The organism is uncultured Lamprocystis sp., from assembly GCF_903933125.1.
Taxonomy (GTDB): Bacteria; Pseudomonadota; Gammaproteobacteria; order Chromatiales; family Chromatiaceae; genus Thiodictyon.
On the sequence record NZ_CAIZIZ010000383.1, the window covers coordinates 15,271 to 41,911 of the forward strand.

Here is a 26,641-nt window from a genome sequence, read left to right on the forward strand (position 1 = left end):
GATCTGGTAGCTTGCGAAAAAGAATCCGATCGCAATGCGCACACCCGAGCGCGGCAGCGGGCCGTTACGGGGCGCTACATCGTTGCGAATCTAAAGACGGTGGGATCGGCGATCATTCGTATTTTCGCGTGCCGAAATCCCCAGCGTCAGGCGCTACTTTAAAGGCTGGTCCGGGGCGCTCCCATCCCTCGGTGGGGAGGGCGATACCGCTCCGATCTACCCCTTTCGGGATATTGACCGACCTGGTGCCGCTGCGGATGTCCTCCAGCATGTCGCGGCGCGTGCGCGTCTTTCGATGACCGGTTGGATGTTACCGATGGGCGGCCAGTCAGTCAACGGTTACTAATATTAGCACATCCTAATATTATAGTGCATCCCGCCGTGCGGACCGCCTGTCCCGGCCGCGCCGCGGCCGACGCGCCCCGTTGACAACGTGCGCGGCGACAGGCAGCAATGCCAAACAACGTCTGCCCGCCACTGGCGGACGGTGGTGTGGGACAGGCCGCCCGCTTGCATTTCCGCGGAACGATCTTCACGTTCGCCCCAGACAAAGGCATTCAGGGCGGTCTCATCGAACCATGCTCAAGCTCAGCGACATTCTCGTGACCCACCAAGAAGTGGAGTCTTTCGGCGAACTCATCCCGCTGGTTCAGGACGTCGCCCGCGGCGGGGAGCGTTTTTTCCGGATGGACGTGAAACCACCCTACCCGGATACGCCGGACAATTGGGAAGATCGTCTGGAAGCCGCTTTCAGCGGTCTGATCCGCTAAGTCCGTGATGCCTAATCCTATGATCAACCCTCTCGACCTGCTGACGGTCAGCTTGACCAATCCGACCGTCGATCCCCAGCTTGACCAGAGCGAACGCGCGGCCCTGGAATCCCATCTTGACGCGCTCCGGGAGCGTCTTCGCGAGCTTGAACGACGTGACGGAGCGGCAAAGGCGGTCGCCGACACCCGGCTGCAGGTCGCACGTACCCTGGTCGGATTGGGGCGTGGGGAAGCGGCTTGGCCACTCGCCCGCACGGCATTCGATCGCTTCCTTGAGGCTGACGACTTTGAATCCGCGGCCGACGCCTGCGACGTGTTGTTCCAAGCCGAACAACCCGCATCGATCTGCGCTTTGGGCCAGGGCATCTGGCTGGCGGTCACCTGCCCCATCGATCCGGAACTCACCATTGAGTTGCTGGCGCATGTCATCGACGAGACCCCGGACGACGCCGACGGGGCCGCGGTGGCGGCGACCACCGCCCTGTTCCTGGCGGACGTGCGTGCCGAGGGCAAACATCGCGACGACCTGATGTTCTTCACGACGCAATTGCTCGGTGCCGTGGCGCGGCGACATAGCGGGGTGGAATCACCCGCGCAACTCGACGCCTGGATGGAACGGCTTGACCTGACCCAGCCGGAGCACTTCCTGGTGCGCTTACGCAGTGTCGTCGATTGCCTGGTGCAGGGGGACTGGTGGTTCGATCGCGAAGCATTGCAGGAGCGCCTACCCTTCGGCTGAGCGCTCCTGCCCGCCCCCAACGACGCGCCCGGCCCCGGGACATTCATTTGGAGGAGGCTTGTCATCACCCCGTCACGAGCATCTGTATGTATTGGAGTCAAGACGAAACCCTCGACACCCTGGCCGTCCCCGATACCATCGTTGACTGCCTCTTCGCGATCGAATGTCGCGCCCTGCCGGTCGATCACGCCTATGCGCTGAGCAGCGCGCTGGTCGCCGCGTGCCCCTGGATCGGCGAGGAACCAGGGCTGGGCATCCACACGGTTCACGTCGCCGGCTCGCAGAATGGTTGGGAACGCCCGGCCCACGGCACTGAGAGTCAAATCCAGTTATCGCGCCGCACCAAACTCATTCTGCGGCTGCCCAGGGCGCGCGCGCCCGCGTTACTCGACGCGCTGCCCGGCACCCGGATCGAGGTCGCCGGCGCGCCTTTGACCGTCGGCGCGGGCAAGCTGCGGTCGCTGGGCACAGAGAGCGTGCTGTTCGCCCGCTATCTGGTGTCCACCGCGGATCCGGATGAGGAGGCATTCATGAACAGCGCCGCTCAGGCGCTGGCGCTGCTGGGGATTCAGATCCGCAAGGCGCTCTGCGGCAAGTCGAACACCCTGGAAACACCGAACGGCGCGATCACGACCCGCAGCTTGTTGCTCGCGGGACTGAAACCCGACGAGTCGCTCCGCCTGCAACAGCAGGGACTCGGGCTCCACCGTCTCATGGGATGTGGCATCTTCATCCCTCACAAAGGGATCGACGCGGTCGGCAAGGCCCCCTGATGAACTCGGGCGATTGCCGTCAAGTCATGTAACGAGATCGTGACGAACCCATCAGAATATCATAAAATTATGGGGCTTTAATTGGCGCCCTCACTGGCGTGCGCCATGGTCACCCACCGAGACAGACGACGAGGAACAAGCACATGGCCATCGAGGTCAATGGCGTAAGCATCGAGACGACCGACCACGGCTACCTGGTCAACCACCTCGACTGGAACGAGGATGTCGCGCGCAAACTCGCGGAGATCGAGCGGATCACGCTCACTGATAAACACTGGGACGTCATCAACTACCTGCGCGACGAATACATCAACAACGGTCAGAACCAGCCGATGGAACGTGCTGTTCTCAAGGACATCGGCAAACGCTGGGGGACCAAGCCCGCCAGCAAGGACCTTTACCTCCTCTTCCCCCTGGCCCCGACCAAACAGGGCACCAAGATTGCCGGACTCCCCGAAGTGATGCGCAAAGGCGGCTACTGAGCCGGTGCCGCGCGGTGCATCGGAGCGGGCCGGCCGCGTCGGGGGCCGGCCCGCATCTTGCCCGCCAGCCGAGCACACGCCGATGTCGGCCGCGCGACCACAAAGACCGCAGGAGGCAGCCGCGCCCCACTTCGCGCGATTTGGTCAACGGCTGCTGCTGAGTGCCCTGCACCGGCTGCTACGCGTCGACACACCGCCGCGCCTCGCGGTGCTGATTTTCCATCGCGTGCTGCCCACCAATGACCCCTTCCTGGCGAGCGACCCGGACGTCCAGGCCTTCGCCGAACTCATGCGTCTGGTCCGTAAGCGCTTCTCGCCACTGTCCTTGGCCGAAGGTTTGCATCGACTCACACGCAACACCCTGCCGCCACGCGCGGTCAGCGTCACCTTCGATGACGGCTACGCCGATAACGTCGAGTTCGCTCTACCCGTCTTACAGCGCCTGGAGATTCCCGCCACCCTGTTCATCGCCAGCGGCTACCTTGATGGCCGGTGCATGTGGAACGATCGACTCTGTCAGGCCATCAGGCGCTGCCCCGGCACTAGCGTCGATTTGACCCCCTACGGTGCCGGTATCCGGCCGCTGGGTGGACCGCGGGAACGCGCCATGCTGGTGCGGGACCTGCTTCGTCTATTCAAGTACCAGGCACCGGAGCATCGCGAACAAGTGGCGGCGGATCTCGCGGCCCGCTATGCACCGGACCTAACCTCACCCATGGTCACTCGCACCCAGGTTAGGGAACTTTACGACCAGGGGGTCGAGATCGGGGGTCATACCGTCACCCATCCGATCCTCGCACGGACCCCGGATCAGACGGCCTATCGGGAGATCGCCGAAAACAAAGAGGATCTCGAAGGACTGCTGGGCACGCGCCTGCGCTTCTTCGCCTATCCCAATGGGAAGCCGGACCTGGATTTCACCGCGGCGCATACCGCCATGGCGCGCGCACTCGGGTATCAGGCGGCGTTCACCACGGGTCACGGGGTCGCCGTGGCCGGCACGGATCCCATGCGCCTGCCCCGCTTCACCCCCTGGGAGCGAACACCCATGCGCTTCGGTATCAGGCTACTGCTGAACATGCGGCACACAGCCTAGGCAACGAGTCAAGAACAAGTTAAACACGAATACAAATGATAACGATCATGGTACGGCATTCCCTATCATCGTTAACCGCACCCGCCGACACCGCACCGACATGCAGAACATCACACTGGTGCACGAATTAGTCCACATGGCCCTATTGCGGTCCGCCGACCGGGACGCCCTGGTCCACCGCACCGAGACCCTCTCCTATCGGGCGCTGTGGCGGCTCATCGGGCAATGGCGTGCCGGCCTGCTCAGATTGGGACTCGACGCCGGCGACCGGGTCGGCGTGTACCTACCCAAGACCTTCGACACCCCGGGGGCGCTCTTCGGGACCGCCGCGGCGGGCGGCTGCTTCGTGCCGCTGAACCCACTGATCAAGCCGTTTCAGGTCGCCCACATCCTGCACGACTGCAACGCACGCATCCTCGTGACCTCAGTCGAGCGGGCGAAAGGCCTGGTCAGCACGCTGACGCAGTGCCCTGACCTGCGGCAGGTCGTGCTGGTCGACGGCTCACCGACGGACATCGCCGAACCCTTGCGCACCCGCTGTGTCGGCGCCGCCGCAATCCTGGACGACTCCGGCGGCGGCCCCGCCGGACACCGCCGCATCGACACCGACCTGGCCGCGATCCTCTACACCTCAGGCAGCACCGGCGCCCCCAAGGGCGTGGTGCTCTCGCACCGCAACCTGATCGCCGGGGCACTGAGCGTTGCCGGGTATCTGGAGAATCGACCGGAGGATCGTCTGCTCGCGGTCCTGCCGTTGAGTTTCGACTATGGACTGAGCCAACTCACCACCGCGTTTGCCGCCGGTGCAGCCGTCGTCCTGATGGACTACCTGCTGCCCACTGACGTGATCAGGGCCGTCACCCGCTACGGCATCACCGGACTGGCGGCCGTGCCGCCGCTCTGGACCCAGGTCGCCGGACTCGACTGGCCGCAAGCCGCCCGGACCTCGCTGCGCTACCTCACTAACTCCGGCGGGTCGCTGCCCGCCCCCACTTTGCAGACCTTGCGCAGCCAACTGCCGAACACCCGAATCTATCTGATGTATGGGTTGACCGAAGCCTTCCGCTCGACCTATCTGCCGCCGGATCAGATCGACACGCGTCCGGACTCCATCGGCAAAGCCATTCCCAACGCCGAGGTTCTGGTGGTGCGGGAGGACGGCAGCCAGTGCGAACCGGATGAACCCGGCGAATTGGTGCATCGCGGCGCGCTGGTGTCGCTGGGCTACTGGAACGATCCCGCCCGAACCCGCGAGCGCTTTCGGCCGGCGCCTGGACAACCCGACGGTCTCCCCAATCCGGAACTGGCCGTCTGGTCGGGCGATCAGGTCCGCCGCGATGCGGACGGTTACCTCTATTTCATCGGCCGCCGGGACGAGCAGATCAAGACTTCCGGGTACCGCGTCAGCCCGACCGAAGTCGAAGAGGTGGTCTACCGCTCGGGACTGGTGGCCGAGGCGGTAGCCATTGGCATCCCGCACGGAACCCTAGGCCAGGCGATCCTGGTCGTCGCCACGGCCACCGCGCACCATCCCGACCTCGAATCGCGGGTCATCGCGCATTGCCGCGACACCCTGCCCGGCTTCATGGTGCCGCAACGCGTCCTGTTCGAGTCGGACCTGCCGCGTAATCCAAACGGCAAGATCGACCGCACATTACTGGCCTCGCGCTTTGAGAATCTCTTTCGCGGGGAGCCTGCCCGATGACGGACGACCTAATTGATAGTGGGATCGACAACGGGATCGACAACGGGATCGATCACCGGATGGACACGGCGGCGGACCAACCAGGGCACGCTGTCAGCGCGAGCATTCGCGACGCGCGGGGCGAACTCATCATCGGCGGCATCCCGGTCAGCCGCCTGGCCGACCGCATGGGCGGCACACCGTTTTATGCCTACGACCGCACCGCGTTAAGCCGCCGCGCCGCACACTGGCGGGCCGCCATGCCGGAGCGCCTGCGCCTGCACTATGCGCTCAAGGCCAATCCCATGCCGGCCCTGGTCCAACACCTGCGCGGTCTGACCGATGGCTTCGACGTGGCCTCGCTGGGCGAGTTACAGGTCGCCCTGGACACCGGCATCCCCGCCGGGCGGATCAGCTTTGCCGGCCCGGGGAAGACGGACCTCGAACTGCGTGCGGCGGTTGCGGCCGGCATCACCCTGCATCTGGAATCGGCCGGGGAGTTGGAGCGGATCGCCCGGATCGGGCACGCCATCGGCGTTCGTCCCAGCGTCGCCGTGCGCGTGAACCCGGATTTCGAACTGAAATCGTCCGGCATGAAAATGAGCGGCGGACCGAAACCATTCGGCGTCGATGCGGAGCAGGTTCCCGAACTGCTGGCGCACCTCGGCACCCTCCCGGTCGGGTTCCGCGGCTTCCATATTTTCACCGGCTCACAAAACCTGCGCGCGGAGGCCATCATCGAGGCCCATACCCGAACCCTGGCACTCGCGGAACGGTTGGCGCGGCAGGCGCCGGCGCCGGTCACCTCGCTCAACCTCGGCGGCGGACTGGGCATTCCGTATTTTCCGGGCGACCAACCGCTCGATCTCGCACCGATCGCCGCCAATCTCGCGGGCTGCATCGCGACACTCGGCCCCGGCCTGCGTGACGCCGAACTGGTGATGGAGCTAGGGCGCTATCTGGTCGGCGAGGCCGGTATCTATGTCTGTCAGGTGATCGACCGCAAGGTGTCACGTGGGCGCACCTATCTGGTCACCGACGGCGGCTTGCACCAACACCTTGCCGCCTCCGGAAATCTTGGGCAAATCATCCGCAAGAACTTCCCCGTCATCGCCGCCGCCCGCGCGGCGCCGGTCGGCACCCGCGAAACGGTCACCGTCGTCGGCCCGCTGTGCACACCGCTCGATCTCCTGGCTGATCAGATTGAACTGCCGCGCTGCGCGCCCGGCGATCTGATCGCCATCCTGCAATCCGGCGCCTACGGCTACTCGGCCAGTCCCCTGAGCTTTTTATCGCACCCGCCGCCCGGGCAGGCGCTGGTCGGCTGAGTCAAGACGATGTCCATGCACGCCGCGGCAGTACCACGCGAGCCTTTGGTTTCAGTCATCATTCCCGCGTACAACAGCGCCGCCTATATCGCCGAGACGATCGGCAGCGTGCTGAATCAAACCTTCGACGACCTGGAACTGATCGTGGTGGACGACGGGTCCACGGACGGTACCCCTGCGGTTGTCACGGCCTGCGGTCCACGCGTGGGCCTGATCCCCCAGGCCAACGCCGGCGTCTGCGCGGCCCGCAATCGCGGCATCCGGGAAGCAGCCGGGCGCTATCTGTGCCTGCTGGACCACGACGATTACTGGTTTCCGGACAAACTGCAGCGGCAGGTGACGGCCATGCGGGAACACCCTGACTGCGGAGTCATTTACAGCCCGTACATCCCCTGGACCCCGGATGCCGCCGGTCGCTTTCCGACACCCGACTGCTTCGACCTGGCGGCCTATGGTGATGGGATCGAGGCCGCATGCTCCGGGTGGATCTACCATCAATTCCTGCTCGATTGCTGCATGCTGACCAGCACCTCCATGTTCCGCCGGGAGGTCTTCGAGCGCTGTGGAGGCTTCGATGAGACGCTGCCCTACAGCGAGGACTGGGATCTGTGGTTGCGGATCTCGCGTGACTTCACTTTCGTCAAGCTGACGCGGCCTGACACGCTGTACCGCCAACATCCCCAACAGGGCAACCGCGTGGTGCGCACGCACGATTATCGGACGTTGCTGCTGCGGCGGGCGATGCGCACCTGGGGTTTGTGCGGTCCGGATGGGCAGTGCCTGCCGCGGGGGAAGTTCCTCGGACGGCTCGCCGACTACCAGGCCGCCTATGCCCTGGGACAACTGCGCGCGGGCCGCCGCGGTCCAGGTCTGGCGGCCTTGACCAGGGCCTGGGCGACATGGCCGCGCAAGATCAAACTTCTGGCATATCTGGCGGCCGCCCTCGTTGGCTGGAGGCCCCGGTAAGGAACCGTCCACCAATAGGCAAACAAGTCTATTGGGGACGCCGTTGGCATCTCGGTCGTTGTCGTTGTCGTAATTGTGTTTAACTTGCTCTTGACTCGTTATTTAACGTATTTCCGACTGGTTACCAATGGGCGTCGGCAGACGGGAACCATGTTGAGGCCGTCGGGAATGGACCGTCTGGGGAGCACTCTGCGCAACGACCGGCTCGGCGGCAACGCTCGCGATCCGCCGCAGCCGTTGGATCAGCCCCTCCAATCCAGTGCGGCGCGTCAGACTCAGATGCCCTGCGAGCCCGAGCCGGTCGATGAAGGCCGCAGTATCGAACGCCAGGATCGCCGCCGCGTGCTGCCCGGAAAACAGCTGCTGCACCAATGCGATCAGTCCGCGGACGACATCGGCGTCGCTGTCCGCCAGAAATTCGATGATGTCGGTCGTGCCGGGCCTGATCCGCGGGGACAGAAACACCAGACTTTGACAGCCTGGGACAAAGTTAGCCGGTGTCTTGAGTGCCTGGGGCATGGCGGGCAGCGCATGCCCCAGGTCGATAATCTGCTGATAACGCATCGGCCAATCGGGCAAGTCAGCGAAACGATCCAGGATGTCCTGCGCCGCCGCCGCGGGCGAGGCGGCCGTCGCGGCCGGGTACACACAGCTGAGTACCGAGGCGTCGACTGGACGGGCGCCATGGCTAATTCTCGCGATCGGTTGACGGGTTGCGGTACTCGCCCGTCTGGCCTGGTCGACGATCTGCGCGAGCGCATCCGCCAGGCGATCGATCTCCTGCGCCGTGTTGTAAACGCCGAAGGACGCGCGAGCGGTGCCCGCCACACCCAGACGCTCCATGAGCGGCTGACAGCAATGATGACCGGTGCGGATGCAGATCCCTTGTAGGTCGAGTCGGGTCCCGATATCGAGTGTCGCGAGCGGGGGGTCGGTGATCACCCAGGACAGCACGCCGGTCTTGCTCGGCGCTGTGCCCTTGATCTCCAATCCGGGGATCGCGGACAGCCGCTCCGTGGCCTGACGCAGCAGTCGATGTTCATGGGCAGCGACCCGCTCTAAACCGACGTCCGACAGCCAGTCGAGCGCTGCCGCCAGACCGACGGCGCCGGCAATGTGCGGAGTACCGGCTTCGAACCGATTGGGAATCTCAGCGTAGGTGGTCTGCTCAAAGCGCACACGCTCGATCATGTCCCCACCACCCTGATAGGGGGGCATCGCGGCGAGCCACCGGCGCTTGCCATAGAGCACACCGATGCCGGTCGGACCATAGAGTTTGTGCCCGGAGAAGGCGTAGAAATCCGCGTCCAGCGCCTGGACGTCGGTCCGCCCATGGGCGACCCACTGAGCGCCGTCGATCAACACCAAGGCACCGGCGGCATGGGCATCGGCGATCATCTCACGGACCGGGTTGCGGGTACCCAACGCATTCGACACCGCGGTCACCGCAACCAGTCGGGTGCGGGACGACAACAACGCCCGATACTGGTCCAACCGTAGCGCACCGTTGTCCTCAATCGGGATGACCCTGATTCGCGCCCCGGTGGCTTGCGCCACCAGTTGCCAGGGTACGATATTGGAGTGGTGCTCCAGCTCCGAGAGGATAATCTCGTCGCCGGCCCGCAGGTTGGCGCGGCCCCAGGCCGCCGCGACCAGGTTGATGGACTCGGTGGTCCCGCGGGTGAAAATGCATTCAGCGGGTTCGGCAGCCCCGATGAAGCGGGCCACACGGGCGCGCGCCGCCTCGTAGAGATCGGTCGCCGACTGCGAGAGCTGGTAGGCGCCACGATTGATGTTGGCGTTACGGCTTGCGTAATACCCGGCGATAGCGTCAATCACCTGGGCCGGCTTTTGGGTACTGGCGGCGTTGTCCAGATAGACCAGCGGGTGACCATGAGCCAGGGTCTTCAGGAGCGGGAACTGCTCGCGCAACGCGAAAAATTCCGACGCGGGACCGGCGATCACGGGATCGGCGCTGGATGAATATGCGGGTGCGGTTGTCATGTTGCAGAAGCTGAGCATCGGCAAGGCAAAGATCAACCTGAGAGTTTTCATGGATCAGTCGGCGCTGCCCGTCATGGCGGAGCACGCCGGGAAGCAACGCCGTCGCCGCGGGGGCCTTGATCACAGAATCCGGCCATGATCACCGTTCGGGCCAAAGCTTCCCCGGATTTTTCCACAGATGTCACAGATTTTCACAGATGAAGAAAAACATCTGTGTTCATCTGTGACATCTGTGACATCTGTGGACAAAATTTTCGCCCCAAGATGAGCGGATGCTGACCGGAATGACAACCAAGATTCCAGCCCCCAGGCGGAGAATGCAGAGACCATGATTCAACAACACCAACGGCATATCCGGCGAGAACCGACCCGCCGGACCGCGAGCGAGCGACCGCCGCGCCTGACCGGGGGTGGCTCCCAATGCGCCTACTGACGCGAGCGGAACTGCTGCGCTATGTCCAGGACAGGCGTGCGCTCTTCGATGCCGCGGCCGCTCGCGGTAATCCGTTTGCATGCAGCGCCTGGGTACTCAATTTCATCGAAGAGATTGCCGCGGACGACTGGCGTTATTATGTCGCCGAGGATTCCTCGCAGGGTGAGGCCTGCCTGGTACTCTACAGTGAACGCGGATCACCCCATCGACGTCTTGCGTTAACCAATTACTACGCATCCTTATATACCCCGCTGATCGGCGCCGCCGTCGACCGCGCGGCCTCACTGACCGCCATTGCCGCCGATCTGACGCGCGCCCGACCCGGCTGTGCCGCGATCGACCTCGCACCTCTCGCTCCCGAGGATGACGATACCGCGGCGCTGGTACGCGCCTTCACGTCTCAGGGCTGGTATGTCAAACGGTATTTTCGCTTTGGGAATTGGCACCTGCCCTGTGCCGGTCTGTCATTCGCCGATTACATGCGCGCACGCGAGTCGCAAGTGCGCCATACCTGGTCGCGCAAGGTCAGAAAATTCCGTCGCGCCGATGGCCTGGCACGGATTCGCATCGTGACCGCCCGGGACGAGATCGAGGCGGCCATGGATGCCTACGAGCAAGTCTATGCACACAGTTGGAAACCCCCTGAGCCCTACCCTGATTTCATCCGCCGCTGGGCCTATGTCTGTGCGGAAAACGGATGGTTGCGTCTCGGTCTGGCATCGGTTGCTGATGTACCGATCGCCGCGCAGTTCTGGTTCACCATGCAGCGTCGGGCCTATATCTTCAAACTCGCTTATGCCAAGGACTATGCGCACTGGTCGGCGGGAACCGTATTGACGGCCCATTTGATCGAACACAGCCTTGAGCAGGACCGGGTCACCGCAATCGATTACCTCAGCGGCGACGATCCCTATAAGCAAACCTGGATGTCCGGGCGCCGCGAGCGGGTCGGGCTGATTGCCTGCAACCTGGGCAATCCGCGCGGTGCGCTGATCGCGGCCTATGAATATGCCGGGGTCCTGCGCCAGCGCTGGCGGCGGCTGGGCGTCGATCCGGCAGCCGCGCCTGACCTGGTGTAGAATCCAGCGCGGCTCGCCACAGGCTTGCCAACCAGGATCCAGACGCACAGATTTACACGAGAGCCGCACCCGCTATGCTTGCTGTTTCAGACACCATTGGGGTGCTGCGGGACGTCCTGCGGCTCGGCGCGCGCGCTGACGATTTCACCGCGGCCACGCCGCTGCTCGGCAGCATCCCGGAACTCGACTCGATGGCCGTGGTCGACTTGCTCACCGCACTCGAAGCGCGCTTCGATGTACGCGTGAACGATGATGAGATCAGCGCCGAAACCTTTGAGACAGTCGGCTCCCTGCATGCCTGGATGCTCGCCAGGCTCGCACCCTGACCGCGGCGGGTGCTGCGCGCGCGCTTCCTGGAGGGTCCCCGCGGGCGGTTGTTCTGCGTCGGCATGCAGCCGCCGGAGCAACCGGGGCCGCAGCACTGGATGCTGGTGGTACCGCCGCTGCTGGAAGAACTCAATCAGTCACGTCGCACCCTGCATCTGCTGGGCCGGGCCCTGGCCGCGCGCGGGATCGGCTGTCTGCTGCCGGACCTCTACGGCACCGGAGACAGTGAGGGTGCCATCGGCGACGCCTCCTGGGACACCTGGATCGCGGACCTGAACGGCGTCCATGCCTGGCTGCTCAGGCAAGGCGCGATGCGGGTCGACCTCCTCGCCCTGCGCGGCGGCGCATTGCTCACGCGGGACTGGCTCGCCGCCATGCCGATCAGAGTGCCGCACCTGATCCTCTGGCAACCCAGCATCAGCGGCGCCCACCTGGTCCAACAGTTGCTGCGCCTGCGCCTCGCTGCCGGGCTCCTGCACGGCAGCCGGACCACGGCCGCCGCCCTGCGCGAGCGCATGGCCCTGGACGGCTGGATCGAGATCGCCGGCTATCGCTTATCCGCGACACTCATCGCGGCCTGCGAGGGGACCTCGCTCGAACCACCGGACGCGGCCCGGGTGGGCACCGTCGACTGGTTTCAACTCGTCGCCACTGATCAGGCGATCCCGCCCGCGGTTCATCGCTGCGCCGATTCCTGGTCCGCGGCGGGTCTGCAAATCGGCTTGCACCCAATCGTCGGGGACACCTTCTGGGCGACCCCGGAGATCGTCGAATCCAACAGACTCATTGCGTCGACTGTCAGCCGCCTGGAGCAGGTTCGCGATGCCCTTGGCTGAACCAGAGTCGCCGCTCCTCTTCGACTGTGCCGGCGTGCAACTTCTTGGCATCCTTCATCACGGCGCGGCCGATGCGCGACGCGCGGTCCTGGTGGTGGTCGGCGGCCCCCAGTACCGGGTCGGCAGCCACCGTCAGTTCGTGCTGCTCGCCCGGCGGCTCGCCGCCGTCGGCATTCCGACCCTGCGCTTCGACACGCGCGGCATGGGCGACAGCGACGGGGATGCCCGCACCTTCGAGACCATCCAGGACGATATCGCCGCCGCTGTCGAACGGCTTTTCGGCGAAATCCCCGGTCTGCAACAGGTGGTCCTCTGGGGGCTGTGCGATGCGGCGACGGCTGTTTCATTTTATGCGCCGCACGATCCACGGGTCGCCGGTCTGGTGCTGCTCAACCCCTGGGTCCACACCACGGCGGGCGAGGCGCGCGCCTTCCTCAGCTACTATTACCCGCGCCGCGTGTTAACCGGCGATTTCTGGTCCAAGCTGTGCTCCGGAAGCGTCGATCTGCGCGATGCGCTCCGCGGCTTGCACCGGTTCCGGAGATCCGCCAGAGAGCCGCGGCCGGCCGAGATCGCGGGCGCTACCGCACCCTTGCCGGATCGGATGCTGGGCAGCCTGCGCCGGTTCGACGGCCGGGTGCTGCTGATCCTGAGCGGCAACGATCTGATCGCGCGTGAATTCACGGGGCTGCTGACGACCGAGCGCGCCTGGTCCAGTTGGTGCGCGGGCACGGCCGTCGAGCGGCGCGACCTGCCTGAAGCCGACCACACCTTCGCGGCGGATCGCTGGCGCGGACAGGTCGAGCACTGGACACTCGCGTGGCTGCGGTCCTGGTGAACCCCGATGCCCACCCGCTGACCCGGCCCCGACTGCTGGTCTTCAGCACACTGTTCCCCCATGCGGCCCAGCCGGGCAGCGGGCTCTTCGTGCGCGAACGGATGTTCCGGGTCGGCCGGATTCTGCCGCTCTGGGTCGTCTCGCCGCGCCCGACCTCGCCCTTCGACCCACTCGCGCGCCGTTACCACCCCCACTATCGCCCCCCGGCCCCAGGCACGGAAATCCAAGCCGGATTCACTGTTCGATTCCCGCGCTTCCCGTCGCTCCCCATCCTGGGGCGTGGGGCCGACGGGCTCATGATGGCCCTCGGCGCCTTGCCGCTGCTCTACCGGCGGCGGGAGACCTTCGATGTCATCGACGCCCATTTCGGCTATCCGGACGGCTATGCCGCGACCCGGCTCGGCCGCTGGCTCGGCAAACCGGTCACGGTCACGCTGCGCGGTACCGAGGTTCCGCACAGCCGCGACCCCACGAAACGGCAACGCCTGATCCGGACTTGCACGGACGCCGACCACCTGTTCACCGTCTCCAGCTCGCTGGCCCGTCTGGCCGGGGAGTTGGGTGCCGCGGCGGACAAGATCCAGGTGGTGGGCAACGGGGTGGACCCGGAACGCTTCCGTCCGCTGGAACGCGCCGCCATGCGGACCCGGCTCGGCATCCCGGTCGACGCCCAGGTGTTGATCTCGGTCGGCGGACTGGTGGAGCGTAAGGGATTCCACCGCGTGATCGAGGTCCTTCCGGAGCTGGTCCGGGCCCATCCGCAACTGCATTATCTGATCGTCGGCGGCGCCGGAGCCGAGGGCGACTTTGCCGCAACCCTGCATCAGCGCGTCGCGACCCAGGACCTTGGCGCACGCGTGCATTTCCTTGGATACCTGCCGCCCGAGCGACTTGCCGAGCCCCTGTCCGCCGCGGATGTGTTCGTCCTGGCCAGCAGCAACGAGGGCTGGGCCAACTGTTTCCTGGAAGCCATGGCCTGCGGCCTGCCGGTCGTGACCACGGACGTGGGCGGTAATCGCGAGGTGGTCAGTGACGCGGCCCTGGGAACCGTCGTCCCCTTCGGCGACCCGCGTGCCCTCGCCGGCGCCCTTGCTGCCGCGCTTTATCGCCACTGGGACAGCACCGCGATCCGCGCTCATGCCCAGGCCAATACCTGGGACCAGCGGGTCGCGACCCTGGTGCAGACCTTCAGACGCATCGACACCGCGACCCGGACACCCGCTTGATGACCCCCGGAGAAACGCAGACAGCACGCAGCGTTGCGGTGGTGCGATTCTCGTTACCGAACAGCGCACCTTTCGCGTCACTGCAGGGTGCGGATGAATCGCACTCAAGGCACTGATCCAACAAGGGCTCGCGGCGCATCACGGGATGCTGGCAGCGCGGTACCGGCGTGACGCATTTCACGAATCGCTAATTTAGGGTTTACCCGACATAGGGTTTTCCCGTATCATCCCGAACATCCGCAAACGACCGACCGACTGCGCCGCCCATCCTGGGCATCAGACAGCCGGTTGGCCCGAAACAAACGGTTGGCTCTTTATGAACAAGACATTGGTTTCCAGTGCCCTGATCGCCGCTACGCTCATGACCGGACTCATGACCAGCATCAACACCCTGGCCGCATCCCGCGGCAGTAGCACCCAATCCGGTAAAGCGTCCTACTATCACGACCGCTTCCATGGCCGTAAAACCGCGAGCGGGGCCGCATACAACAAAAACTCCCTGAGCGCCGCTCACAAGACCCTACCCCTGGGCACTCAGGTCCGGGTGACCGACGCCCGCAGCGGCAAGAGCGTCGTGGTCCGCATCAACGACCGCGGACCCTACGCCCGTGGCCGCGTCATCGACCTCTCCCGTGCCGCCGCCCGCGAGATCGGCCTGGTCAACAAGGGCGTCGCCAACGTCAAGCTCGAAATCCTCGGGCGTTCGGGGAAGGGCGGCGTCTGAGACTTACCCCATCAACGCCCGCATCTTCGCCGCGTTCGGCGCCATCACCACACCCCGCTCGGTGACGATGGCGTCGACCAGGGCGGCGGGGGTCACATCGAACACCGGATTGCGGGCCGCACAACCGGCCGGCGCCAGACGCCGGCCGCCGCATGACAGCAGTTCCTCCGGATCACGCTCCTCGATCGGAATCCCGGTGCCGCTGGCCAGTTCCATGTCGACGGTGGAGGTCGGCGCGGCGACCATCACCTTGACGCCATGGTAGCGGGCCACCACCGCCAGCCCGTAGGTCCCGATCTTGTTGGCGACATCGCCATTGGCGGCGATGCGGTCGGAGCCGACGATCACCCATCCGATGCCGCCGCCGGCCATCAGGCTGGCGGCTGCGCCATCGGCCTGCAAGGTCACCGGAATGCCGGCATGCATCAACTCCCAGGCCGTGAGACGCGCACCCTGCATCCAGGGCCGGGTCTCATCCGCATAGACCCGTCCGATCTTGCCCGCGGCATAGGCGCTGCGCACCACGCCCAGAGCGGTTCCGTAACCGCCGGTGGCGATGGCACCCGCGTTACAATGGGTAATGATATCGGTCGGCCCGGCGATCAACTCGGCCCCCAGATCGCCCATCCGGCGATTGGCGGCACGGTCTTCCTCATGGATCGCCAGGGCTTCCGCCAGCAGTGCCGGGGCCGGGTCTGCACCATCCAGACCGGCGATCAGGCGCGCCATGCGGCGCACGGCCCAGGCCAGATTCACGGCGGTCGGACGCGCCTCCCGCAACCGGTCGAGGTCGGGCCTGATCGCCTCCTTCCAGCCCGCACCGGCCGACTGGTAGGCGTCCCGGCCCGCCAACACCACGCCATAGGCCGCGGCGACACCGATGGCCGGCGCCCCGCGCACCACCATGTCGCGGATGGCGATGGCGACTGACCCGGCGTCATCCAAGACCAAAAACTCGGCGCGCTCGGGCAATAGACGCTGATCGGTCAAATAAAGTCGACCAGCGTGCCAGAGGGCGGCATCATCAGGCGTGGGGGCAGCGGGCAAATTGGTGACCATGGGGAACTCTCGGGTAGGATGTTGCTCAGCATTGTCGCCGATTCGCACCCTGTCGCAATAGGACCAGATCCATGCACGCCGACCTCCTGATCCACCCCCAATGGCTGATCCCAGTGGACCCGCAGGACCGGGAACTCCAGGAGCATGCGGTCGCGGTCGCTGATGGACGCATCCTCGCGGTGCTGCCGTCGGCGCAGGCCCGCGCGTCCGTCACGGCCGACCGGGTGCTGGAACTGCCGGGCCACGCGCTGATTCCGGGTCTGGTCAATGCCCATACCCATGCGGCCATGACCCTGATGCGTGGACTGGCCGATGATCTGCCGCTCATGGCCTGGCTGCACGCGCATATCTGGCCGATCGAGAAACGCTGGGTCGATCCGGGTTTCGTCAGTGACGGCAGCCGACTGGCGATCCTGGAGATGCTGCGCGGCGGCGTCACCTGCTTTAACGATATGTATTTCTACCCGGAAGTGACCGCGCAGGCGGCAGCGGACGCCGGGATACGCGCGGTCATCGGCATGGTCGTGGTGGATTTGCCCACCAGCTACGCCGACAGCGCCGACGCCTATATCACCAAGGGTCTGGCGCTGCACGCCTACTATCGTGACCACCCGCTGATCCGGGTCGCCTTCGCACCGCACTCGCCCTACGCCGTTTCCGATGCCGCCTTGGGCCGGGTACGGATTCTGGCCGATGAACTGGAAGTGCCGATTCACCTGCATCTGCACGAAACCCGGGACGAGGTCGTTCAATCCCTGCGCGACCATGGAGAACGTCCACTCGCCCGCCTGGACGAACTGGGCCTGCTCGGACCCGGACTGGTCGCGGTCCACATGACACAACTGGAGGATGCCGAGATCGCACGCCTGGCAGCTGCCGGCGCCCACGTCGTGCACTGTCCGGAATCCAACCTGAAGCTCGCCAGCGGGTTCTGTCCGGTGGCGCGACTGCTGGCCGCCGGCGTGAATGTCGCGCTGGGTACGGACGGGGCAGCCAGCAACAATGATCTTAACCTGCTTGGCGAAATGCGCACCGCCGCCCTCCTTGCCAAAGGGGTCGCCGGATCGGCCGCGGTCGTCCCAGCCGCTGTCGCGCTGCGCATGGCAACGATCAACGGCGCAAGCGCGCTGGGTCTGGAACGCGAGATCGGGTCGATCGAGCCCGGCAAGTCCGCGGATTTGGTGGCAGTCGACCTGCGTGACTCCTATACGCAGCCTGTTTACAATGCGGTCTCGCAGTTGGTCTATACGGCCGGGCGTCATCAGGTCCGTCAGGTATGGGTCCAGGGTCGCCAAGTTGTCCGCGATGGAACTCCGACCACACTGGACCCGCAAGAGGTGATCTCCGCTGCGCAAGCGTGGTGCGAACGACTTCGTCCTTCCTGAAGGTGCCGGATGCGTGACTTGTGATGCACGCCACAGAAATCAGAAAACGAGAAGCACATCACAGAAACGGAAGCGCAGGAGATTTAAACTACGCATGAAAATCAGAATTGTATCCGTTATCGAACGGATCGGCCGCACATAGCCGGACGCGTTATCCTGCTGTTATCACGGATCGAGGGACAAGCATGCCGATCATCAGTTCCAATGTCGTATACCTGCGCCCACGGGCCTGGTCATCGAGCGGAAGTACACAAACGCTGAGTCCCGCAACCCGACTCGGCGGCAGCGTCGCCATGGCGGTCGCCGGACAACGCGCGCTGGCACGTTGGTCAGCGCCTGGGCCGCACGAGGACCCAGACGATCTCCGGGAGGGTTCGCGCTACCGCGATCTCTTCGAACGCTCACCCACCTGCCTCCTGGTCATGGACCAGGCAGCCGTCATCCAGCGCGCCAACGCCACTGCCACCGCACTGCTGAACGAAGCCCCGACTGAACTCGCGGGCACGAGTCTGTTCGATCGTTGCGTCCCCTCGAGTCGGCCCACGCTCCAGGGGCACCTTGAGCGACTCGCGGCCGAAGGTGCCTTCGATTCGTGCGAGATCGACCTGGCGCTCGGTGCAGACATCCAACTGCCGATGTGCCTCGTGACCCTGAACCTGGGCGACACCCCGGAGGGTCCGTTACGATCTGCGTTGTTCGACGTGTCCGGGTTGCGGGAACTGGAGTCCGGTCTCGCGCTGGCGGCCAGTGTCGTCGAGCACACCTCCCAAGGCGTGATCGTCACCGACGCCGACCACCGGACCATCGCCGTGAATCCGGCCTTCACCACCATTTCCGGGTATGCGGCAAGCGAGGTGTTGGGTACCGTGCCGACCGTCTTCCGTACCGACACGGCAAACGCCCACTTGGCCAGACAGGTCATCCGGACGCTACGCGATCAGGGGCATTGGCAAGGTGAGGTCTGGAACCGACGCAAAGGGGGTGATGCTTACCTCGAATGGGTGAGTGTCAACGAGATCCGCGACGATGAGGGCTCGCCGATCCGCTACGTCTGCATCGGCTCGGACATGACCAGCCAGGAAAACGCCAAGCGCGAACTCATCCGGCTGGCCCACTACGACGACCTCAACGACCTGCCCAATCGCCCAAACCTGCTTGCCCAACTGAACCGTGCGCTGGTCGAGGGGAAGCATGAGAAGTATCTCGTGGGAGTCCTCTTTCTGGACCTGGATGGGTTCAAGAACGTGAATGACTCCTTCGGTCACCAGGTCGGGGATCGACTGCTCCGATTCGTGGCCGAGCAACTCAAGAGTGCGGTCCGCGCGACCGATCTGGTTGCCCGCCTGTCCGGTGACGAGTTCGCCATCCTGATCCCCGCGCTCAAGAGCGAGCACTTGGCCGGACAGATCGCGGAGAAGGTGCTACGCCAACTGTCGCAGACCCCGTTCCACGACAACGGCAGGGAACTCTACGTCGGGGCCAGCATCGGCATTGCCGTATTTCCCAAGGACGCCACCAACGCCGAAGAGCTTCTGTGCTGCGCCGATCAGGCGATGTATACGGCCAAGAATGCCGGCGGCATCGCCTATCGTTTTTGTGGTAAATCCACCGACGGCTGGACCTGGAACGGGAACCCGATGGAATCCCAACTGCGCCGCGCCTTGGAACGTCAAGAACTCGGTCTGCACTACCAGCCGCGCGTGAGCGTGCGCAACTTCCACATCCGCAGTTGCGAGGCCGTGCTCTATTGGGAGCGCGACTACCTGGACAAGGTCGCTCCGGAAGCGTTCATCCCCGCGGCGGAAAAGTCCGGCCTGATCGTCCCCTTGGAGCACTGGGCACTGCAATCGGTGGCGACTCAGACGCGGTTATGGACACTTCCGAACCGGCCACCACCGCGGATATCAATCCACCTGTCATCGATTCATCTGCAGCCGGTGCATGTGGAACGACTGCTGCAGCACCTCGCCGCAAGCGTCAGCGCGGGCGGAAATCCGTTCGAAGTGCTGGTCGATACCGCGGCGATCAGCGACTGTAACGACCGGACCATCGCCGCGCTGAACCGTATCCATGGTCTGGGGATCAGGATCGCTCTGGACCGCTTCGGCGCCGGCCCTACCCCGCTGCGCCAGATCAAGTCTTTACCGATCAGTCGTGTGCGGCTTGATCCCGCCCTGGTTCGCGACCTGGAAACGGATCCTGAGGTCACCAGCTTCGTGGGGGCGATGATCGCCCTCGCCCATTCATTCCGCATCAAGGTCGTCGCCGGGGGGGTGGTCACGCCGACGCAACTGAAATTGCTGCGTACCCATCGTTGCGACGAGGCCCAAGGCGCACTGTTCAGCCCACCCATCCCGCCCGATGCATACATCGAGTTGATTGAACAGGCATCCCAGTGTGAACCCGACGCCCGACACACCGATCGAGCAGTCTCAGAACGCCGGACGCCGGGATTGATCCGCACCCTATCCGGCGGTTGGTCGCGGGTTGTCTCCGGAATCCTCGGCGCCGACATCAATGAGAAGAAATCGTGAGTGTAGGCATATTCCTACAACGATTAGGGATTTTTCTTCGGGAACGACGGGAAGGATCGCCGTAGGCTGGAACCCGTCAGGCGCATATCCTAACGATTAAAGGGACAAGGAAAAGGATTAAGGATAGGGATAGGGATAGGGATAGGGATAGGGAACCGTATCATCAGGAAACCGGGCGCGGCAGGACGCCGCGGAGCACGGAGCAGGACGCTAGGAGCAAATCGGGGCAGTTCGACGGAAGCGAGGCCCCAAAAACACCCTGGAAATCCCCTAAGGTGATTCCCGAAAAACGTCGTACCACGTCGGCTCAACCTCCGGTGACCGGGGCGACGTGACCGCAGGCCGACCCTTCAGCGGCTGAAGCCAGCCCCGCATCCAAGCGCCAGCAGAAGCAGCACCAGAGCCTCGGTCAACTCCACCAAGGCGCCAGCCGTATCCCCGGTGAAGCCACCCAGACGCGCCATGAGGGAGCGCCGGACCAGCCAGTACAACCCGCCAGCCGCGCTCAACAGCAAGAGCCCCGTCCATCCCAGTACGAACCATACGACACCGGCCGCAAGGACGATCGCCAGGCGCGAGGCCCCGGGGGGCGCAGTACGCGCCGGGTCCGCGGCCATCCCCTGCGGGCGGGCGTAAGGCGTGGACAGCAGCAGCAGCGGCAACTGCGCCCGCGCGATGAGCGGTACCCACAGCAGCAGCCACGCATCTCCGGCCCCGATCAGCGCCTCAATAGCCGCGAATTTCGCGATCAGGACCAGTGCCAGGGCACTGACCCCCGCCGGTCCGCTGGTGGGGTCCTTCATGATCGCCAGCGTGCGCTCACGGCTGCCGAGACCGCCGACCCAGGCATCAGCGGTATCCGCCAGGCCATCCAAATGCAGCCCCCCGGTCGACCACACCCACAGCGCCAGGACCAGGGCCGCGGCGACCCCAGACGGTCCATTCAGCACCGCCGGCCCCAACGCCAGGGCGGCCCCGCTGATGACCAGGCCCAGCAGCAACCCAATCCATGGATACCAGGGAACCGCTTGACCCAGTTCGGCCGGTTCGATTGCCCCCGGGTCCGGCAAAGGAAAGCGGGTCAGGAAGCGCCCGGCGATCCAGAGTGGGCGCACACCGGGAAACCGGTTCATCGGTCGATCACCCCATGGGCCATGACGCTCGGCCGACCGGGGGAAACCGGGATGCGCAAGCGGCTCAGGCTCGCCAGCGGAACCTCGATCAGCATCCCCGAGCAATCACCCATCCCCAACACCTCGGCGAGAATGATCCGCACCGCGCCGCCATGGGTCAGGACCAGGGTATGGGTCGGGCCGCCCGCGGTGAGCGCGCGCCAACCAGCCAACACGCGGGTTCGGAAATCCGCAAAGGGCTCAGCCCCGGGCGGGGTATAGCCGACCGGATCGTCCCAGAACCGCGTCAGCTCCACGGCCGGAATCTGGTGTGCGGCCAGCCCTTCCCAGTCACCGAAGTGACGCTCGGCAACGGCCGGGGCGATCTCCATCGATACCCCCCGTTCCACCGCCAACGCGGCGGCGAAGTCCGCACAGCGGCGTGACGGTGAACTGACAATGTGCCCGAGGTCGACCTCACCACGCACCGCGGCACGTAATTGCACCCAACCCGCATCGCTCAACGCATCATCATGACCGCCGCGAAAGCGCGCTCCGCCCAAGACCTCTCCGTGGCGCAACAGGACGATGAAGCGATCCGCGGGGATGCTCAACCCGAGACCCCGGCCTGCGCAAAGGTCGCCATCCCGGCGTGCAGCTCGCACGCCAGGCGCAGGACCGGCACCGCCATGGCCGCCCCGCTGCCCTCCCCCAACCGCATCCCCAGATCCAACAAGGGCGTCGCATCCAGGGCGGCGAGCAAGCGCCGGTGGCCAGGCTCGGCAGACCCGTGCGAGAACAACAGCCAGGCACCCACACTCGGGTTGATTCGACAGGCCGCGAGTGCCGCCGCGGTCGTGATATAACCGTCCACCAGCACGGCCACGCCCCCTTGGGCGGCGCCCAGGTAGCAGCCGGCCAGCGCGGCGATTTCGAAGCCGCCGAGCCGCTCCAGCACCACCAGCGGATCCTGCCCAACAACCGCGTGCCTGGCCAACGCACGATCGACCACCTGCACCTTACGACGTATCCCGGCGCCATCAAGCCCGGTCCCCGGACCGACCAGATCCGCGGCCGGCAACCTCAGAAGAGCACAACCCAAGGCTGCGGCGGTCGTCGTGTTACCGATGCCCATTTCACCGCCGATCACCAGCCGGACCCCGCCCGCGACGGCGCGCCGCGCGGCGTCGCGCCCGATCAGCAGCGCCTGCGCCAGTTGATCTCGCGTCATCGCCGGTTCCAGCGCGATGTTCCCGGTACCAGCACCCACGCGCTCGCCGCGAACCCCGGTGATCGCCCCAGGGTCTTCACGGCTGCCGCAATCGATGATCTCCAGCCCGGCCCCCAGGCTGCGGGCCAGAACCGAGATGGCCGCTCCGCCGCGGGCGATGTTGCGCACCATCTCGACCGTCACCGACTGGGGAAAAGCGGAGATCCCTTCCGCCGTCACACCGTGATCGGCGGCGAACAGACAAATCTGGACCGGATCGACACGCGGGGTCACGCTGCTCTGCAGTGCCGCCAGTTGGATCGCCACGGACTCCAACCGACCCAAGGCGCCGCGGGGTTTGGTGAGTTGATCCTGGCGCTCACGCGCGGCGGCGGCAGCGGTTGCATCAGGGGACGAGCAAGGTTCGGTGAGCCAGGCGAAGGGGTCGGTCATGGGGCAGTGGTTAGTGGTTAGTGGTTAGTGATTTCAGACTCTTTACCGACTCAGTGCCGGCCCTTTCACGACCAGCGGCAGGCCGGCGACCATGAACAAAACCTGATCGCAGCGGGCGGCCAGGTCTTGGTGCAGGCGCCCGGCCAGATCGCAGTAGCGGCGGGACAATTCCCCCAAGGGGATCACGCCCATGTTGGTCTCGTTCCCGACCAGGATCAGGCGGCCGGGCGCCGCGGCGATCACCTCGGGCAGACGCTCCAGCGCGTGCTCGATCCGTGGGCCGTCAGCCTCCATGAGCAAATTGGTCACCCACAGCGTCAGACATTCCACCAGAACACAGCGCTGTGCGGCCGCCTCGACGCTGATGCGTTCGGCCAGCTCGAGCGGTTCTTCAATCAGGCGCCACTGGGCCGGGCGGCGGCGGCGATGCGCCTCGATGCGCCGCGCCATCTCCCCGTCGCCCGCCCGCGCGGTGGCGAGATAGGTCACCGGCAGTCCGCTGCCATGGGCCAAACCCTCGGCCAGTCGGCTTTTGCCGGAGCGCACGCCGCCCAGGATCAGGGTGCACCGCGGCGGAGCCTCAGTCACAGCTCGATGCCTTTCTGCGCCATCACCCCGGCGTCGAAGGCGTGCTTGATGGGCCGCATCTCGGTCACGGTATCGGCGATTTCGATCAACCCCGGCGGCGCACCGCGACCGGTCACCACGACGTGCTGATGGTCGGGACGCGCGTCCAGTGCATCGATGACCCGATCCAGGGGAATCAGAGCGAGCTTGAGCGCGATGTTGAGTTCATCCAACACCACCACCTGAATGCTCGGGTCGGCCAGAAAGCCGGCTGCCAGTTCCCAGGCCGCCAGGGCGGCGCGGCGATCCAGATCCGGGTCCTGGGTCTCCCAAGTGAATCCCTCGCCCATCACATGGTATTCAACCTCGGGGAAACGCCGGAAAAAAGCCTCCTCCCCGGTCGCGAAACTCCCCTTGATGAACTGCACCACGGCAACCTTCATGCCGTGACCCAGGGCGCGCGCCACCACACCGAACGCCGAGGAACTCTTCCCCTTCCCGTTACCCGTATTCACCACCAGGACCCCACGGTCGATGGTGGCGCCGGCCACGCGCGCGTCGACAATTTCCTTATGACGCTGCATGCGTCGGCGATGACGCTCGCGCGCGATGTCGTCGGTCATCGGGAACCGACGCGACCGGACGCCGGACGCGGGCTCATCGCCAGGTGCGCGACCGCCGCCAGGCCGACATAGCCGACGAGTGCGGTCAGGGTGCCCGGCAGGTAGCTGACCAGGCTATGACCCAGGCCGACCAGACTGGGCTCGAAGCGACCGGACAGCAGATAGAAGCCGCCGCTGGCAAAGGCTTCAGCCGCGACACCGCCGGCCAACAAGACCGCGCCCAAGAGCGGCAGGGTCGTCGGCTCCGGACGATGACGGGTCTGGTACCAACGCCCCAGCGCCCACAGGCTGCCGTAGGCCGGAACCAGCATGCCGTAGGCCGGACTGAAGCAGTAGCCGCTGACCCCGCCCCAACCAATCGCCGTCAGATCGATGACGGTCGCCAGGGCGAACAGCGCAACCGGCACCCACCGGGCGCGCAGGTAAAACCCGGCGAGGAAAAAGACAGCGAGCGAGGCATCAGGCAGATGATGCCCCAGCGGGGCGAATTGCTGACCGCGGGTGGCGGCCATCAGCCCGGCAAGGGCCAGCAGGATCAGAATGCGGGAACGGGACTCAGTGGTGTCGGTCATTCAGGGCGGACTCCGAAAGGATACGCGGGCGGGACAATTTCCGGGGTCTCACCCGGATCACCTCCCATTGTAGGGCGTCGCGCGCAAAGTCACTAGCCGGTTCCGGTCCACCCCCAGCGATCCGTGTGGGCGCCGATCCGCATCCTGGCGACCACGTTCGAGTCCCGGGGCTTTCAGCCACGGAACCACACGGAAGGCACCGGAAAAGCAGGGCTCCGGTGCCCTCGATGCGGTTTCGCCTTAGAAATCCAGCCGCCGCAGGGACGCACCGGTTTTGGCATCCACGACGAACGCACGCAGTTGCGCCTCGGCGCCGCACCGACCCAGCATCACCAGTTCCGCTGCGCCATTGCCGTTGACATCGCCGATGCTCACCAGGTCGAGCGGCGTACACTCCTTCATGCCGACCGGGCGAGCGCTGGGACTGAGCGCGAACCACCCAATCCCGTCGCCGGAGCGCACAGCCTGCGAAGTCGCGTTGACGGAATAGGACACCGTGTCGAGGTTGGCGTCGGCAAAGGAACCCAGCAGCACCAGGCTCGATCCGTCGCCCTGGTCGGGCATCACCGCAACGTCCACCAGACGACCGAAAGAGGTGCCGTCGAACGTACTGACCAAGAACCCGGAGGCGGCGTCTCTCACGCTGACCAGATCGCGACCATCGGCGTCGCGATTGACGACGGCGATTTCCGGCGTACCGTCGCCGTTGATGTCGCCCAGGGACCGCAACCAGGCGCCCCCCTTGAGCACCTCGCCGTTCCGCAACTCGTAGGCACCCATGTCGATGCGGCCATTGCGCACCCGGTCGAAGCCTGCCCCACGCTGGTCCCAGTCAGGAGGTATCAAGCCACATGAGTCGGGTGACACTAACCACGAGCAGTCGTAGCGCGGAGGAAGCAGCGAATCGGGATCGCCGGTATCGAGCGCCGGACTGGCGCGCCCCAGGGCCTGAGTCTTGGTCGGACCGCCGTTATTCTGCAGGAGTCCGAGTTGCGGGTCTTCACCGAAGCGGTTGGAACCGGGAACCGCGTCGGTGATGTAGGCGTCCCCTGATTCCCCGATCAGCGAATAGCTCAGTTCCACCGGCAAGATGAGTTCCCAAGCGGACGGCGAACCGCTGCGCAGATCCGGATGACTCGTCGCCGTGTTTCCCGCAACAATGGTGTTATGGATTCGCGTTTCCTCGATCAACGCATCGTAATTCCAGCCCCATTCATCGTAGAAGCGCTTATAGAATCCACCGCCGTCAACTGCCGTGTTACCGCTGATGGTGCTGCTTTCTATAACTGTAGTCCCCGTGTACTGGTAGATTCCACCACCGCTGCTATCCGCCGCGTTTCCGGAAATCGTACTGTTGACAACGGCAAGATGTCCGCCATTACCATAGTGGGAGTTGCCAATGCGGATGCCGCCTCCATGAGCGGCCTTGTTACCGGATACGGTGCTGTTTACAAGTGCAACTGAATAGGACGCGATGCCTCCGTCCATGTTCCCGGACAGGGTTGACCTGGCGACGGAGCCATTACATCCTAAGCCAACACCCCCGTTATCAATGATCTGAGTCGCCAGCACGGAGGCTCCCCGGTAACCCTCACAGCTTACGCCACCCCAGGCGTTGCGAGCGATCACACTGCTGTCGATCGCGACCGGCCAGCCCGCGCGCGAGACATTGGCGATCGTTAGCTCGACTTTGGCCATTTCAGGGAGTCGAGGCCAGTTGATTCAGCACGCGTTGCCAATCCTGGCGGGAAATAACGAGGGCGTCCGGGTCTGCGGTTGAGTTGACGAAATTCGCCGCCGCCCAACTGGTGCGGCGCACCA

At 65.1% G+C, this 26,641-nt stretch carries 25 protein-coding genes; 16 read left to right on the plus strand and 9 right to left on the minus strand.

Annotated features, from left to right (window positions below; translation table 11 throughout):
• Positions 1-578: 578 nt before the first annotated feature.
• From QZY03_RS20255 to QZY03_RS20290, 8 genes are all read left to right on the plus strand, one after another.
• Positions 579-770, plus strand: a complete 192-nt coding sequence (locus tag QZY03_RS20255; protein WP_295583974.1) for a sulfur relay protein DsrC — start codon at positions 579-581, stop codon at positions 768-770.
• A gap of 19 nt (positions 771-789) precedes the next feature.
• Positions 790-1,509: a hypothetical protein gene (locus tag QZY03_RS20260; protein WP_295583975.1), complete on the plus strand. Its 720-nt coding sequence runs from the start codon at positions 790-792 to the stop codon at positions 1,507-1,509.
• 86 nt (positions 1,510-1,595) lie between these two features.
• Positions 1,596-2,282: a type I-MYXAN CRISPR-associated protein Cas6/Cmx6 gene (cas6, locus tag QZY03_RS20265; protein ID WP_295583976.1), complete on the plus strand. Its 687-nt coding sequence runs from the start codon at positions 1,596-1,598 to the stop codon at positions 2,280-2,282.
• Between the two features lie 143 nt (positions 2,283-2,425).
• Entirely contained in the window at positions 2,426-2,764 is a 339-nt protein-coding gene (locus QZY03_RS20270) for a TusE/DsrC/DsvC family sulfur relay protein (RefSeq protein ID WP_295583977.1), read from the plus strand.
• A gap of 82 nt (positions 2,765-2,846) precedes the next feature.
• A complete protein-coding gene (locus QZY03_RS20275) occupies positions 2,847-3,860 on the plus strand; it encodes a polysaccharide deacetylase family protein (protein ID WP_295583999.1) in 1,014 nt (337 codons plus the stop codon).
• A gap of 100 nt (positions 3,861-3,960) precedes the next feature.
• Positions 3,961-5,565, plus strand: a complete 1,605-nt coding sequence (locus tag QZY03_RS20280) for an acyl-CoA ligase (AMP-forming), exosortase A system-associated (RefSeq protein WP_295584001.1) — start codon at positions 3,961-3,963, stop codon at positions 5,563-5,565.
• Between the two features lie 59 nt (positions 5,566-5,624).
• The gene (locus QZY03_RS20285) at positions 5,625-6,872 is read left to right on the plus strand and encodes a pyridoxal-dependent decarboxylase, exosortase A system-associated (RefSeq protein WP_295584035.1); all 1,248 of its coding nucleotides are present in this window, start codon (positions 5,625-5,627) and stop codon (positions 6,870-6,872) included.
• 9 nt (positions 6,873-6,881) lie between these two features.
• Positions 6,882-7,838, plus strand: coding sequence for a glycosyltransferase (locus QZY03_RS20290; RefSeq protein WP_295584003.1), 957 nt, complete (start codon positions 6,882-6,884; stop codon positions 7,836-7,838).
• Positions 7,839-7,940: 102 nt separating this feature from the next.
• Here QZY03_RS20290 and QZY03_RS20295 read toward each other — a convergent pair whose 3' ends face one another.
• Positions 7,941-9,842: a SufS family cysteine desulfurase gene (locus QZY03_RS20295; protein ID WP_295584037.1), complete on the minus strand. Its 1,902-nt coding sequence runs from the start codon at positions 9,840-9,842 to the stop codon at positions 7,941-7,943.
• A gap of 420 nt (positions 9,843-10,262) precedes the next feature.
• Between QZY03_RS20295 and QZY03_RS20300 the strand changes: the two genes are divergently transcribed.
• The 6 genes from QZY03_RS20300 to QZY03_RS20325 all read left to right on the plus strand — a co-directional run bounded on the left by QZY03_RS20300 (position 10,263) and on the right by QZY03_RS20325 (position 15,305).
• The gene (locus tag QZY03_RS20300) at positions 10,263-11,354 is read left to right on the plus strand and encodes a GNAT family N-acetyltransferase (RefSeq protein ID WP_295584005.1); all 1,092 of its coding nucleotides are present in this window, start codon (positions 10,263-10,265) and stop codon (positions 11,352-11,354) included.
• 74 nt (positions 11,355-11,428) lie between these two features.
• Entirely contained in the window at positions 11,429-11,680 is a 252-nt protein-coding gene (locus QZY03_RS20305) for an acyl carrier protein (protein WP_295584007.1), read from the plus strand.
• 9 nt (positions 11,681-11,689) lie between these two features.
• Positions 11,690-12,517 (plus strand): hydrolase 2, exosortase A system-associated, encoded by an 828-nt coding sequence (locus QZY03_RS20310; RefSeq protein ID WP_295584009.1) that lies wholly within the window; start codon positions 11,690-11,692, stop codon positions 12,515-12,517.
• Positions 12,504-13,355 carry a hydrolase 1, exosortase A system-associated gene (locus QZY03_RS20315; RefSeq protein ID WP_295584011.1) on the plus strand — a complete coding sequence of 284 codons (852 nt, stop codon included), beginning with the start codon at positions 12,504-12,506 and terminating at the stop codon, positions 13,353-13,355. Before QZY03_RS20310 ends, QZY03_RS20315 begins: the two co-directional genes overlap by 14 nt.
• A complete protein-coding gene (locus tag QZY03_RS20320; protein WP_295584013.1) occupies positions 13,337-14,581 on the plus strand; it encodes a glycosyltransferase in 1,245 nt (414 codons plus the stop codon). The genes QZY03_RS20315 and QZY03_RS20320 overlap by 19 nt, the downstream gene beginning before the upstream one ends.
• A gap of 316 nt (positions 14,582-14,897) precedes the next feature.
• Positions 14,898-15,305, plus strand: coding sequence for a septal ring lytic transglycosylase RlpA family protein (locus tag QZY03_RS20325; RefSeq protein WP_295584015.1), 408 nt, complete (start codon positions 14,898-14,900; stop codon positions 15,303-15,305).
• A 3-nt stretch (positions 15,306-15,308) separates the two neighbouring features.
• Here QZY03_RS20325 and mtnA read toward each other — a convergent pair whose 3' ends face one another.
• The gene (gene mtnA, locus QZY03_RS20330) at positions 15,309-16,364 is read right to left on the minus strand and encodes an S-methyl-5-thioribose-1-phosphate isomerase (RefSeq protein WP_295584017.1); all 1,056 of its coding nucleotides are present in this window, start codon (positions 16,362-16,364) and stop codon (positions 15,309-15,311) included.
• Between the two features lie 71 nt (positions 16,365-16,435).
• Between mtnA and QZY03_RS20335 the strand changes: the two genes are divergently transcribed.
• Both QZY03_RS20335 and QZY03_RS20340 read left to right on the plus strand, forming a co-directional pair.
• Positions 16,436-17,749 (plus strand): TRZ/ATZ family hydrolase, encoded by a 1,314-nt coding sequence (locus QZY03_RS20335; protein ID WP_295584018.1) that lies wholly within the window; start codon positions 16,436-16,438, stop codon positions 17,747-17,749.
• A 185-nt stretch (positions 17,750-17,934) separates the two neighbouring features.
• Complete coding sequence (locus QZY03_RS20340) at positions 17,935-20,283, plus strand: EAL domain-containing protein (protein ID WP_295584020.1); 2,349 nt, start codon at positions 17,935-17,937, stop codon at positions 20,281-20,283.
• Between the two features lie 350 nt (positions 20,284-20,633).
• Here QZY03_RS20340 and QZY03_RS20345 read toward each other — a convergent pair whose 3' ends face one another.
• From QZY03_RS20345 to QZY03_RS20375, 7 genes are all read right to left on the minus strand, one after another.
• On the minus strand, positions 20,634-21,416 hold the full coding sequence (locus QZY03_RS20345) for an adenosylcobinamide-GDP ribazoletransferase (protein WP_295584021.1): 783 nt from the start codon (positions 21,414-21,416) through the stop codon (positions 20,634-20,636).
• Positions 21,413-22,009: a histidine phosphatase family protein gene (locus tag QZY03_RS20350; protein ID WP_295584023.1), complete on the minus strand. Its 597-nt coding sequence runs from the start codon at positions 22,007-22,009 to the stop codon at positions 21,413-21,415. The genes QZY03_RS20345 and QZY03_RS20350 overlap by 4 nt, the downstream gene beginning before the upstream one ends.
• Complete coding sequence (cobT, locus tag QZY03_RS20355; protein ID WP_295584025.1) at positions 22,006-23,058, minus strand: nicotinate-nucleotide--dimethylbenzimidazole phosphoribosyltransferase; 1,053 nt, start codon at positions 23,056-23,058, stop codon at positions 22,006-22,008. The genes QZY03_RS20350 and cobT overlap by 4 nt, the downstream gene beginning before the upstream one ends.
• Positions 23,059-23,100: 42 nt before the next feature.
• Positions 23,101-23,646: a bifunctional adenosylcobinamide kinase/adenosylcobinamide-phosphate guanylyltransferase gene (cobU, locus tag QZY03_RS20360; protein WP_295584027.1), complete on the minus strand. Its 546-nt coding sequence runs from the start codon at positions 23,644-23,646 to the stop codon at positions 23,101-23,103.
• The gene (cobO, locus tag QZY03_RS20365; RefSeq protein WP_295584029.1) at positions 23,643-24,248 is read right to left on the minus strand and encodes a cob(I)yrinic acid a,c-diamide adenosyltransferase; all 606 of its coding nucleotides are present in this window, start codon (positions 24,246-24,248) and stop codon (positions 23,643-23,645) included. Before cobO ends, cobU begins: the two co-directional genes overlap by 4 nt.
• Positions 24,245-24,820, minus strand: coding sequence for a hypothetical protein (locus QZY03_RS20370; RefSeq protein ID WP_295584031.1), 576 nt, complete (start codon positions 24,818-24,820; stop codon positions 24,245-24,247). Before QZY03_RS20370 ends, cobO begins: the two co-directional genes overlap by 4 nt.
• Before the next feature lie 240 nt (positions 24,821-25,060).
• The gene (locus QZY03_RS20375) at positions 25,061-26,518 is read right to left on the minus strand and encodes a right-handed parallel beta-helix repeat-containing protein (RefSeq protein WP_295584033.1); all 1,458 of its coding nucleotides are present in this window, start codon (positions 26,516-26,518) and stop codon (positions 25,061-25,063) included.
• Positions 26,519-26,641: the final 123 nt, after the last annotated feature.